Genomic DNA, 11,448 nt, shown 5'->3' on the forward strand with positions numbered 1-11,448 from the left:
CCCACTGTTCCGCAAGCGCGCTCAGACTGCAATGCCGCCGTGGACGCCGTTCGTGCCGCCCGTCTGTGGATGGATCGGCGTGGTGCTCAGAAGCTCATGAAATAGCCGCCGTTCACCGGCAGGTTGGCGCCGGTGATGTAGCCGGCGTCGTCGGCGGCAAGGAAGCATACGGCGCGGGCGATGTCGGCGGGCGAGCCGAGCCGGCCCACCGGGATGCCAGCGATGATCTGTGCGCGCACCTCTTCGGCCACGGCGGCCACCATTGGCGTATCGCAATAACCGGGCGAGACCGTGTTGACGGTGACGCCCTTGCGTGCCGTCTCGCGCGCCAGCGCCATGCTGAAGCCATGCACGCCGGCCTTCGCGGCTGAGTAATTGGTCTGTCCGAACTGGCCGGTCTGGCCGTTGACCGAGCTGATGTTGACGATGCGGCCGAAACCACGCGTGGTCATGCCCTCGATCGTGTTGCGGCACATGTTGAACACGCCGTCGAGATTCACCTGCATCAATTCGTGCCACTGCTGCGGTGTCATCTTGCGCAGGCTGGCGTCGCGGGTGATGCCGGCGGCATTGACCAGGATGTCCACGCCGCCATGCTGTTGCTCGATGCGGGCGATCAACTGCTGGCAATTGTCGAAGTCGCTGATGTCGCCCGGTTCGAACGTGACCGTGCCGGCGACGTCCGCCATTTCCTGACGGAAGGCGGCGATGCGTTCGTCGCGTGCGGCCAGATCGACGGCGATCACCTGCCGACCCGCCTGCGCCAGCTGACGGCAGATCTCACTGCCCAGGCCACCGATGCCGCCGGTGACCAGCGCAACGCGTTTCGGGGAAGTCGCTTCGTTCATGGGGTGCTTTCCACGCGTGATCATGCCGCAAAGCAGCACGAATCATGCTGCAGTTGCGATAGGGGAAATCGGGTGCGCAGCACGCGTCGCGTGCTGCGCGGGTAACACGGATCAGCCGGCTTTCTTGCCGCTGCGGCTGGTGCTGCCGGGCGGGGTCGGAACGACCTGCGCGGCGGTGTTCATCAGGCCTTCCTGCATCGCCTTCCACGCGGCCATGTTGCGCTCGGTGAGGTCGTTCAGGGTGTTCCAGGGCGTTTGCCCCATCAGGCTGTTGAGCTGGCTGCGGAACTGTGTCTGCTGGTCGAGAAACACCTGCAGGCTGCGCTCCAGATAAGGCCCCATGAAGCCTTGCAGCGAATTGCCGTAGAACCGGATGATCTGGCTGAGCAACTCGGGTGACAGCATCGGCTGGCCCTTGTCCTCGTGCTCGGAGATGATCTGCAGCAGGACCGAGCGGGTCAGGTCCTCGCCACTCTTGGCGTCCCTGACTTCGAAATCCTCATTGTCGAGCACCAACTGACGGATCTCTTCCAGCGTGATGTAGCTGGAAATTTCCGTGTCGTACAAACGACGATTCGGATACTTCTTGATGATGCGTTTGGTTTGTGCCATGCAGAACAAGCTAACAGAAGGTATTGCATTGCACCAGTTCCAACGGGGTGGTCCATGTTGCACTTGCCGAACGCAGCAATTGGTGGTTGGTCAATGACCTGCAGCGCCGCTGGCGTTGCCAAAAGGTGGCTTGGCGAGCCACAGCAGCGGGATCATCGCCAGGAACATCACGGCGCATACCAGGTACACATCGTTGACCGCCAGGGTCAGCGCTTCGCGGCTGATCAACTGCTCGACCACGCCCAGACTTTGCTGCAGTGAGAAGCCGCCGTGCTGCAATTGCTGCAGGAAGCTGTCGGCCGCCGGCGCGGCCGGCGTGATGTGTTCGGTCAGCACCGCATGGTGATAGTCGCCGCGGTGCTGCCACAGCGTCACCGTGGCCGCGGTGGACACGCTGGAACCCAGCGTGCGGCAGAAATTGGCCAGGCCCGACGCGCTGGCAATCTGGTCCGCTCCCAGTCCCGACAGATACATCTGGTTGAGCGGGATGAAGAAGCACGCAATGCCGATGCCCATCACGAAGCGCGGCCATACCAGGGTGGAGAAGGAGGCCGAACTGTCGAAGCTGGCGAACCAGAACGAGGTGGCGGCGAACACGATGAAGGCGAACGTCACCACTGCACGCAGTTCCAGTCGCTGGATGTTCGCGCCGATGATCGGTGCCATCAGGAACGCCAGCACACCCACCGGCGCGCTGGCCAGGCCGGCCCAGGTGGCGGTGTAACCCAGGGTGATTTGCAGCCACAGCGGGAACACCACGTTGATGCCGAAGAACGCCATCATGCCCAGCGACAACGCCACCACCGCCACGGTGAAGTTGCGACTCTTGAACAGCGACAGCTCGATCACCGGATGCTTGGCGTACAGCTCCCACACGATCAGGAACGTCAGGCACACCAGCGCGGTGATGCCCAGCGCCAGGATCATCGGCGAGGCGAACCAGTCGTTGTCGTTGCCGTTGTCCAGCATGAATTGCAGCGCGCCCACGCCCACCACCAGCAGCACCAGCCCGATCACGTCGATCGGCATCTTGAAGGTCTTGGTTTCGCGCTTGCGCAGCAGTGTCCAGGTGATGATCGCCGCCAGCGCGCCTACCGGCACGTTGATGTAGAAGATCCATGGCCACGAGAAATTGTCGGTGAGCCAGCCGCCCAGGATCGGTCCGAAGATCGGCGCCACCACCACCGTCATCGCCCACAACGCCAGCGCGATGCCTTGTTTCGCCTTCGGGTAACTGGCCAGCAGCAGCGACAGTGACAAAGCCACCATCGGGCCGGAACCGGCCCCCTGCATCAGCCGGCAGATCACCAGCATCGGCATGCTGGTGGCCAGGCCGCACAGCATCGAGAACAGCACGAACAGCAACACCGATCCCACGAAGGTTTTCACTTCGCCGAAGCGGCGCGCCAGCCAGCCGGTGAGCGGCTGCATGATCGCGCTGGCCAGCGCGTACGAGCTGATCGTCCAGGTGCCCTCGCTGGGGCTCACGCCCAGGCTGCCTGCAATGTGCGGCACGGACACGTTGACGATCGTCATGTCCAGCACCTCCATGAAGGTGCTGAAGGCGACGGCGATGGTCAGCAGCACCAGCGCGCCGCCTTGCAACGGCTTCAGTGGCTGTGCGTCATCGTTGGGTGTGGCGGCCATGCGGTCGACCCGGTTCAGTGGATGTCGTCGGGGAGATTGGCGCGGATGACCTGTTCGGCTTCCGCGTCGGCCTTGCTCGCCATCTGCTCATAGACGGTGGTTTGCGCCACCGGCTGGTTCGCCGGCGTCGCCGCCAGCACGCGCCCATCGTCATTCGTGATATCCACCGTGACCGTGGTGGAGAGGCCGATGCGCAGCGGATGCTTGTCCAGCTCGGTGTTGTCCAGCGAGATGCGTACCGGTACGCGCTGCACCACCTTGATCCAGTTGCCGGTGGCGTTCTGCGCCGGCAACAGCGAGAACACGCTGCCGGTGCCGGCGCCCAGGCCGACCACCTTGCCGTGGAACTCCGCGTCGCTGCCGTAGGTATCCGATTCGATCGTGGCGGGCTGGCCGATGCGGATGTGGCGCAGCTGGCTTTCCTTGAAGTTGGCCTCGATCCACAGGTTGTGCAGCGGCACCACGGTCATCAATTGCTGCCCGGGTTGCACGCTGTTGCCAAGCTGCACGCTGCGCTGGGCCACGTAGCCGGACACCGGCGCATAGATGGCGTTGCGTTGCGCCGCCACCCAGGCAGCGCGGAAGTTGGCACGCGCCTGCATCACGGCGGGGTTTTTCGCCACGTCGGTGCCCGCGATCGCCGCGTGTGCCGCGTCCGCCTGCGCCTGGGCCGCGGTGACGGCAGCGCGGGCCTGCTCCACGCCATCGCGCAGATGCTGCACCACCTCGGGCGACTCGGCGTGCGCGGCCAGCAGGGGCAGGTGGCGTTGGAGGTCGGCTTCGGTTTTCTTCAGATCGATCCGGCGGGCCGCGAGCTGGGCGTCGGCGCCACTGGCCGAGCTGGTCTGCTGGCGCACGCCGCGCACGGCCTGCGCCAGCGCGCTGCGTGCCTGCTGCAGGCGAACTTCCGCATCGGTGCTGTCCAGCTTCACCAATACCTGGCCGGCTTCCACCCGCTGGGTGTCGTCGGCCAGGATCGCCACCACGGTGCCCGGCACCTGTGCCGATATCGCCACCTGGTTGCCGCCGACGTAGGCGTTGTCGGTTTTCACGCGGGTGGATAACACGAACAACCACAACAAAAACCAGCCGATACCGGCCAGCACGAACACGGCGCCGACGATCAGCAGAGCGCGCCGGCGTTTGCGCGGGTCGGTGGCCGCCATGCCGCTGTCGCCGGCCTGGGATGACTTGTCGGACTCAGTGGCGCTCATGATCGGCGGCTCCGGTAATGGGGGAAATGGGGGCAGTGTGCGCGGCGGCGGCGGGTGTGCCGGCACGCCGGTAACCGCCGCCCAGGGCCTTGATCAATGCAAGGTCGTTGCTCAACGCCTGCGCCTGCAATTGCACGGCGGCATCACGCTGTTGCAGCAGTTGGGCTGTCGCGGCGAGGCTTTCACGGGCATCGCGCACGCCCTGGCGGCGACGGGCTTCGGCGTTGGCCAGCAGTTGCCGGTTGGCATCCACTTCGGACTGCTGGGCTTGCCGCCGTGCCGCGATCTGTTCGGCGCCCAGGGCCTGCGTCGCCACTTCACGCGCGGCGGTCAGCACGGTGCTGTTGTATTGCGCCACGGCGCTGTCGAGCTGGGCTTTGCTCAAGCCGTAATTGGCCTTGAGCGAGCCGCCGTTGAAGATGGGCAGATGCAGGGCCGGCGTCAGCGCGAACGTGCGGCTTCCGGCGGTGAGCAGCTTGCCCATGTCGATGCTGGACAACCCGGCCATGGCGGTAATGCCGATATCCGGAAAGAAGGCCGCCCGCGCCGCATCGGTTTTCTTCAACGCCGCTTCCACCTGCCATCGGCTGGCCGCGATATCCGGTCGGCGGGCAATCAGGTCGAGGCGGGCGTCGGCGGGAATGCCGCGCACCACGCTGGGCAATGGGCGCGAGTGCAGTTCGGGCAGTTGCTCAGGGGCGATCCCCAGCAAGGCGGCGAGGGCCACCTTGCGGATCTGCGCCGAGCCATCGATGGCAATGCGCATGCCGCGGATGGCGGCCACCTGCGCCTGCGCCCGCTGTGCTTCGTCGGGGAGATCCACGCCTTGTTTCACGCGCAATTGCGCGATCTGCGCCAATTGCTGCTGGGTGGACAGCAACCGATCGATCAACTGCAGCCGCGCCTGGTCGGCCTGCCAGCCGAAGTAGGTGTCGGCGACGGCGTACTGGATCGCCAGCGCGGCGGCACTGCGTTGCGCTTCGGCGGCGTGGGCCTGGTCCAGCGCTGCTTCCACCGTGGCGCGCTTCTTGCCCCACCAGTCGAAATCGTATTGAAGCTGCAGCCCGATGTCGGCCTGATTGTACCAGGTGAAACCCAGAAACTCGGCGGGGATCAGCCCGTGCTCGCTCATCCGCTGGCGCGATACCTGCGCATTGCCGTTGATCGACAAGCCCATCTGTGCGGCCGCCAATCGCACCGACGCCTGGGCACTCTGCACTCGGCTCTGGGCCAGGGCGATATCCGGCGACTGCCGCAGCGCGCAATCCATCAGGCCATCCAGCTGGGGATCGTCGTAGTGGCGCCACCATTGCGCCGCGGGCCAGCCGGCGCGGGCGGGTGCGTTCAGGCCGGCCAGTGGCACGTCGTCGCGCAATACGGGGTGATCCAGTTTCGCGGGCGCCCGCGCGCACGCGGCCAGCGCCAGCACGATCGTCGCGGTCAGCAATGGCCGGCCGCGGAGCAGGGCATGCTTCATCGAATGTCCTTCATGGATGGGAGTGCTCGCTCAACCGGTCGAGGTTGCCGGCCAGTTTGCGCAACAGGCGGTCGAGGTGGCGTTTATCGGTGGCGCTGAAGCTTTGGAACATGGTGTCGATGCGGGGAAACATCGGCGGCAGCATCTCTTTCACGAAACGCCGGCCGGCAGCGGTGATGCGGATCACCACGCGCCGCCGATCCGCTTCGCTGGCGCCGCGCGTGATCAGGCCGCGCCTGGCCAGTGCGTTGGCGATGCGGGTCATGTTGGTGGCGCCCTGGGTGGCGAATTCGCACAGCTCGCCTGGCGTGGAGCTGCCATCCGGTCGGCTGTACAGGATCATCAAGGTCAGGAATTCGCTGTGGTTGAGCTTGTGCGGCTTGAGCTTGAACGCCAGCTCCTGGTCGATCCCTTCGCCCACCATGAGCAGCAACCGGCACAACCGTGCCTCGACGGCCGGCATCGTGGGGATGATCTGGCTGACGCGGTCGATGCCTTCGTCCATCAGATCGATGCATGTTGTCAGCTTGGCCATTTCACCAGCGGATATTTCATCGGTGAAGTAAACATAGCAAGGTGTGACGAATTCGTGCAAACGCGCCGGTCAGGCGTTGCGCTGCGCCAAGCCGAACAGCCGGTGGGCATTGGCGGTGGTGGCGGCAGCGATCTCCGCCTCGGATTCGTCGCGCAGCGCGGCGATGCAGCGCAAGACGTCCGCCACCCGCGCCGGCTCGTTACGCTGCCCGCGATGCGCCGCATCGGGTTGGTCGGGAGCGTCGCTCTCCAGCAACAGGAACTCCAGTGGCATGTGACTGACGATGCGGCGCAGGCGCTGTGCACGTTCATAGGTCACCGGGCCGCCGATGCCGAGGCAGAAGCCGATGTCCCACAAGTGCTGCGCCTGCTGCTCGCTGCCCGAAAAGCTGTGCACCACGCCGCGCAGGCCGCCGACGCGACGCAGGGTGAGGATCACTTCCTCCAGCGCGCCGCGCGCGTGCACGATGACCGGCAAGCCGCGTGCACGCGCGATGTCCAGCTGGCGCGCAAAGATGCGCCGCTGCAGATCGTGGTCGATACCCTCGACGTGAAAATCCAGGCCGATTTCCCCCACGGCAACGGCGTGGTGGTCGTCCAGCCATGAAGACAGTGCGTCCACATGTGCGGGCGCATCCTCGCCAAGGAACATGGGATGCAGGCCGTAGGCGGGGTGCGTCCGCGGGTAGTTGCTGCACAGGTCATGGATGTGCGGCCAGCTGGTTGTGTCGGTGGCGGGTATCACGACGTGGGCAATACCGGCTTCGGTGGCCCGCGCCATTACCGCATCGAGATCGGATTGGAATCGTCCGTCATCCAGATGTGCGTGGCTGTCCACAATTTCGATCATGGTTTTATCCAGAAGGGCCCGAACTGCGAATTCGATGTGAAAATGAGGCAGGGGTGCAAGCTAGCCCCGATTCAGTTGATTCAATGTTCAATGGAAACACGGTTATGGCGACGCATGGGCGTCCCCGGGGATCGTCGTTCAGGACAGTCGTTCGAAAACAACCGTTAAAACAGAGGAGAGGGTCTGATGAAAAGTTTGACGATCAATGCACTCACCATCGGTATGGCCGCGGCGTTGTCGCTGGGCCTGTCCGCCTGCAACCGCAATGCCGACGCGGGCACGTCCGCTGACGGCGGCACGGCAGCCAGCGGCGCCGCGGCCCAGGCGGAGGCTGACAATTATGCGCGGGTGGTGAGCGTCGATCCGGTACGCAAGACCGTCAACAACCCCAAGCAGGTATGCAAGGACGAAGTGATCACCCACACCACGCCACCCAAGGATGAGCACCGCATTGCGGGCACCGCGATCGGTGCCGTGGCTGGTGGCCTGCTGGGCAACCAGGTCGGTGGCGGCAAGGGCAAGACGCTGGCGACGGTGGCCGGTGCGATCGGTGGTGGTTACGCCGGTAACCGCATCCAGGCCAGTCGTCAGCACGCCAACACCACGTCCACCGTGGAGCGGCACTGCGACACCGTCAACAACACCAGCACCAAGCTGGTGGGTTATGACGTGCGCTACGAATACAAAGGCGTTACCCGCACTGTCCGCATGGATCACGATCCCGGCGATCGCGTGAAGGTGGAAGAAGGTGTGACGGCGGTTTCCGACGCCCGCTGAGTCGATCGAGGTCATCGACCGGAAGGCTTTTTCCCTGAGGAGTGATCGACATGAATGCACTATCGAGCAAACTGGCGCTGGCAGTGGCCATGGCTGGCGGTCTCGCAATGGCTGGATGCGCCACCCCCTACAACAACAGTGGTAACTACGGTTATCAAGGGCAGCCAACCGGACAAAGCAGAAACGCGCGCTGCAACAACTGCGGCGTGGTGCAGGAAGTGCAGCAGGTCTACACCCAGGGCAACAGCAGCGGCGGCACGCTGGGCGCCGTGATCGGTGCGGTCGCTGGCGGCGTGCTGGGCAACCAGGTCGGCAAGGGTGATGGCCGCAAGGCGGCGACAGTGGCCGGCGCGGTGGCCGGTGGCGTTGTCGGCAACCAGGTTGGCAAGCGCAGCGGAAGTGGTGACGTGGCCTACCGCATCGTGGTTCGGCTGGACAATGGCCAGTACGCCACGGTTACGCAGCGGGAGAACCCGGACGTGCGCAACGGTGATTACGTGCAGGTACGTGGCGATCACGTTTACCGTCTGTAATCATCCTTTGGTATGGACGTCCAGACGTCTGGACGTCTGAAAAACAAAAGGCCCTCATTCGAGGGCCTTTTGTTTTTGTTGCGGTTCGCAGTGTCAGTTGACGGCGTAAAAACGATGCTCGCCGATGGTTGTGCCTGCGCGGTTGACCGACCATGTCGGAGTGATGGCAACGGTGGCGAAATGATCGGCACGCGGCACCAGCATCTTTCGTTCGGCAACGGGCAACTGCCAGTTCTGGATCGAGCGCCCGGCGATCTGCCATGCCTTGTGGAAGGCTTCCAGATTGGTGATGTCGAACGAACCCGGGGTCGTGGTGGTGGCGAACTGGTGGGGCGCCGTGACGACCTTGCATACGGTGTCGCCCCAGCGCCCGCGTTCGCGTCGGCGCATGGCAACTTCAGCGACCGCGAGCTGGCCGAGTGTCGGTTCGCTGCGTGCTTCCAGGTAGACCGTGGTCGCCAGGCAAGCCTGGTCCGCAACGGGTTGCGGTAACAAGCTGGTGAGCCACAACAGCATGGAAAGTTTCATGGATCTGCCTCCAACGTGCTGTACGCGCAGCCTTTCAGGCCTGACACGCCGTTGCGGTGGACGGGCTGGCAGGCCGTTCCACCTGGATTGATCGCCAACCGGTGTATGCGGTTGAACGTTTTGCCACGGGTTTGTGGCGGGTCGAGCGGCGGGGTCATGCCGATCGGTGATTGCTGCAATGGCGCTGCGCGTGCCGTAGGGCCGTGTTGCCTGCAACTGCCAGCTGTGGCGTCAGCTGGGTATTCCATCCGGCTTTGGGCCGGGTCGCGCCGATCCGGATTCATCCGGTTCGTCGCGTACATCGGCACCCCGTTTTCCGGATGCCGCGGTAATCGATCGGCGGAGCCTAGTGGCGGATTTCGCTAAAGGCAAGTGCCGCGATGTTCCGTTCAGCGTGTCCTCACATTCCGTCGACATCGTTGAAAAACGCAAATAGACGTCTGGACGGCTGATGTTTCAGGCGGGCCAGCGTTCGATGGTTGTCATCAGTAATGAGTCGTCGCCGTCGCCCAGCGTGATGTTGTCGTCGATGGCGTTATCGACGACGTCATCGCTGAGCACAACCAGTGCTTCGATGGTGTCGCCATTGACGACGTTCAGTACGATGCCGACTTCCTGTTCGCCACGACGCAACGTTTCGCCGGGGGCGATGGCACGCGATGCCGTGACGCTGCAGAGATGGCGTTTGCAACCGCCACGAAAATGTAGCCGCGCCACGATTTCCTGACCGGGATAGCAGCCCTTGTCGACGGCGACGGCCTGCAGCCGTTGCAACGACAGCATCGGTGCGAGGCACTTGTTCAAGGCCTCATCGGGCAACCATGGCCAGCCAAGCTTCAACTGCACGGGTTGCCATTGCACGTCGCCGGTCGTCGTGGACGGCACGATGCGCAAGGCGTGCGAGCCACAGCCCAGCGATATGGTCTCGCCTTCGATATGAACATCGTGCAGCGTCTGTGCTTCGCCGGTGGCCAGGGCGGCGGCGGGTGCTTCGCGAAGCGTTACGCGTGAACGGAAGACGAAGCGGCGCAGGCCGTCGGCCATGTCCGCTGCCTTGCCGCCGCGCAACAGCAGAAGCAGTTTGCCGTCAGCGATGCGGGCGAGGTGAAAAAGGGCGCGCACGCGTCCCTGCGGATCGAGCCACGCACCGAACGCCCATCGGCCAACGGCCAGTTCATTCACCTTGCTGCTGAATTGCGCATGCGCAAATGCAACCGCATCGGGGCCTTCGATCAACAGGGTTTGGGCGTCGCGGGTATTTGATGGCATAGGTCGTCGATGTGTGGGCGTGCGTGGCGCGACACAAGCGTTCGCCCGCGGTGCGGGGCAGGGGTCCAGGTTGTGCTGGTTTTGCGCAAGTATTAACCTTCGCTGGCTAACAAGACGACCATGTCCGAAACCCATCCCCCAGCACCGTCCTCACCTGCATCCGCTCCGGCGGAGGCTGTTGTGCCGGCGAAACCGGATGCGGACAAGGCCCCGCCGGAACGGCCGGCGCCGGATCCCACCCGCTACGGCGATTGGGAAAAGAACGGGCGCTGCATCGACTTCTGAATTCCGCTGTGGCGTTGTCGCCGCTGGCAGCGGCGGTACGGCACGGACATCAGCGATTCCACACAGGATAGCCGCCATGGCAGATATGCAACGACCGCTCTCTCCCCATATCCAGGTCTATCGATGGCAAGTGCAGATGGTCAGTTCCATCTTGCATCGCGCCACCGGCATCGCCTTGTCCGTTGGCAGCCTGGTCGTGGTGGGAGGCTTGCTGGCGCTGGCCGCCGGCGAAGAACAGTTCGGCTGCTTCAAGACCGTCGCCGGCAACCCGCTGGGGCTGGTGTTGCTGTTCGGCTGGAGCTGGTCGCTGTTCTATCACCTGTGCAACGGCATCCGTCACCTGCTGCAGGATGCCGGCGCCGGCTACGAGATCGTGCAGTTCGTGCGCTCGAGCTGGTTGTCAGCGACGGGCAGCATCGTGTTGACCGTGCTGGTCTGGGCCTATGTGTTGATGGCCGGAGGTGCGGCATGAACGCGAAGAGTGATGTCGTGAAGGATCGCCGCCATCCGCTGAAGGCCGCACGCGGCCTGGGTTCTGCCAAATCGGGCGTGGACCATTGGTGGGTCCAGCGTGTAACCGCCGCGGCGCTGGTGGCGCTGGGCATCTGGTTCGTGATCCTGGTACTCGGTCTGCTGCATGCCGACTACGCCACCGCGCGCGCTGCGGTGGCACGGCCGTGGAATGCGCTGCTGCTGATCGCGTTCGTGCTCACCATGTTCTGGCATGCGGTGCTGGGCCTGCAGGTGGTGGTGGAAGATTACGTGCACACCCGCTGGAAGGAAGTGGTGCTGTTGGTGGCGATCAAGTTTCTCGCCGTGCTCGGCGCGCTCGCCAGCGTGCTGGCCGTACTGCGCATTGCGCTGACCCCTTAAG

General features: G+C 64.3%; 14 protein-coding genes. 5 read left to right on the forward strand and 9 right to left on the reverse strand.

The genetic code is table 11. From position 1 onward, the window contains the following. Positions 1 to 86 precede the first annotated feature (86 nt). From phbB to ASD68_RS01805, 7 genes are all read right to left on the reverse strand, one after another. Positions 87 to 848, reverse strand: coding sequence for an acetoacetyl-CoA reductase (gene phbB, locus ASD68_RS01775; protein ID WP_056602816.1), 762 nt, complete (start codon positions 846 to 848; stop codon positions 87 to 89). Positions 849 to 959: 111 nt separating this feature from the next. Beyond that, the gene (phaR, locus tag ASD68_RS01780; RefSeq protein WP_056602818.1) at positions 960 to 1,460 is read right to left on the reverse strand and encodes a polyhydroxyalkanoate synthesis repressor PhaR; all 501 of its coding nucleotides are present in this window, start codon (positions 1,458 to 1,460) and stop codon (positions 960 to 962) included. Positions 1,461 to 1,550: 90 nt separating this feature from the next. Next, complete coding sequence (locus ASD68_RS01785; protein WP_056602819.1) at positions 1,551 to 3,107, reverse strand: DHA2 family efflux MFS transporter permease subunit; 1,557 nt, start codon at positions 3,105 to 3,107, stop codon at positions 1,551 to 1,553. Between the two features lie 14 nt (positions 3,108 to 3,121). After that, positions 3,122 to 4,321 carry an HlyD family efflux transporter periplasmic adaptor subunit gene (locus ASD68_RS01790; RefSeq protein WP_056602820.1) on the reverse strand — a complete coding sequence of 400 codons (1,200 nt, stop codon included), beginning with the start codon at positions 4,319 to 4,321 and terminating at the stop codon, positions 3,122 to 3,124. Next, complete coding sequence (locus ASD68_RS01795) at positions 4,308 to 5,798, reverse strand: efflux transporter outer membrane subunit (RefSeq protein WP_056602821.1); 1,491 nt, start codon at positions 5,796 to 5,798, stop codon at positions 4,308 to 4,310. Before ASD68_RS01795 ends, ASD68_RS01790 begins: the two co-directional genes overlap by 14 nt. A gap of 10 nt (positions 5,799 to 5,808) precedes the next feature. Continuing rightward, entirely contained in the window at positions 5,809 to 6,333 is a 525-nt protein-coding gene (locus tag ASD68_RS01800; protein ID WP_056602822.1) for a MarR family transcriptional regulator, read from the reverse strand. Positions 6,334 to 6,402: 69 nt separating this feature from the next. Continuing rightward, on the reverse strand, positions 6,403 to 7,182 hold the full coding sequence (locus ASD68_RS01805; protein ID WP_056602823.1) for a TatD family hydrolase: 780 nt from the start codon (positions 7,180 to 7,182) through the stop codon (positions 6,403 to 6,405). A 186-nt stretch (positions 7,183 to 7,368) separates the two neighbouring features. Between ASD68_RS01805 and ASD68_RS01810 the strand changes: the two genes are divergently transcribed. Further along, the gene (locus ASD68_RS01810; RefSeq protein WP_056078110.1) at positions 7,369 to 7,959 is read left to right on the forward strand and encodes a glycine zipper 2TM domain-containing protein; all 591 of its coding nucleotides are present in this window, start codon (positions 7,369 to 7,371) and stop codon (positions 7,957 to 7,959) included. A 50-nt stretch (positions 7,960 to 8,009) separates the two neighbouring features. Further along, complete coding sequence (locus ASD68_RS01815; protein ID WP_056080771.1) at positions 8,010 to 8,492, forward strand: glycine zipper 2TM domain-containing protein; 483 nt, start codon at positions 8,010 to 8,012, stop codon at positions 8,490 to 8,492. Between the two features lie 93 nt (positions 8,493 to 8,585). On the opposite strand, the gene ASD68_RS01820 is transcribed toward ASD68_RS01815, so the two are convergent. Together ASD68_RS01820 and ASD68_RS01825 are read right to left on the reverse strand one after the other, a co-directional pair. After that, a complete protein-coding gene (locus ASD68_RS01820; RefSeq protein WP_056078113.1) occupies positions 8,586 to 9,008 on the reverse strand; it encodes a cell wall hydrolase in 423 nt (140 codons plus the stop codon). Positions 9,009 to 9,476: 468 nt separating this feature from the next. After that, positions 9,477 to 10,289: a folate-binding protein YgfZ gene (locus tag ASD68_RS01825; RefSeq protein ID WP_056602829.1), complete on the reverse strand. Its 813-nt coding sequence runs from the start codon at positions 10,287 to 10,289 to the stop codon at positions 9,477 to 9,479. Positions 10,290 to 10,409: 120 nt separating this feature from the next. On the opposite strand from ASD68_RS01825, the gene ASD68_RS16440 reads away from it, so the two are divergent. From ASD68_RS16440 to sdhD, 3 genes are all read left to right on the forward strand, one after another. Continuing rightward, positions 10,410 to 10,574 carry a DUF1674 domain-containing protein gene (locus ASD68_RS16440; RefSeq protein ID WP_082520090.1) on the forward strand — a complete coding sequence of 55 codons (165 nt, stop codon included), beginning with the start codon at positions 10,410 to 10,412 and terminating at the stop codon, positions 10,572 to 10,574. A 76-nt stretch (positions 10,575 to 10,650) separates the two neighbouring features. Next, complete coding sequence (gene sdhC, locus ASD68_RS01830; RefSeq protein WP_056078118.1) at positions 10,651 to 11,046, forward strand: succinate dehydrogenase, cytochrome b556 subunit; 396 nt, start codon at positions 10,651 to 10,653, stop codon at positions 11,044 to 11,046. Then, positions 11,043 to 11,447 carry a succinate dehydrogenase, hydrophobic membrane anchor protein gene (gene sdhD, locus ASD68_RS01835; RefSeq protein WP_056602831.1) on the forward strand — a complete coding sequence of 135 codons (405 nt, stop codon included), beginning with the start codon at positions 11,043 to 11,045 and terminating at the stop codon, positions 11,445 to 11,447. The genes sdhC and sdhD overlap by 4 nt, the downstream gene beginning before the upstream one ends. The last annotated feature ends 1 nt before the right edge of the window (position 11,448 follow it).

The organism is Rhodanobacter sp. Root627, from assembly GCF_001427835.1.
Lineage (GTDB): Bacteria > Pseudomonadota > Gammaproteobacteria > Xanthomonadales > Rhodanobacteraceae > Rhodanobacter > Rhodanobacter ginsenosidimutans.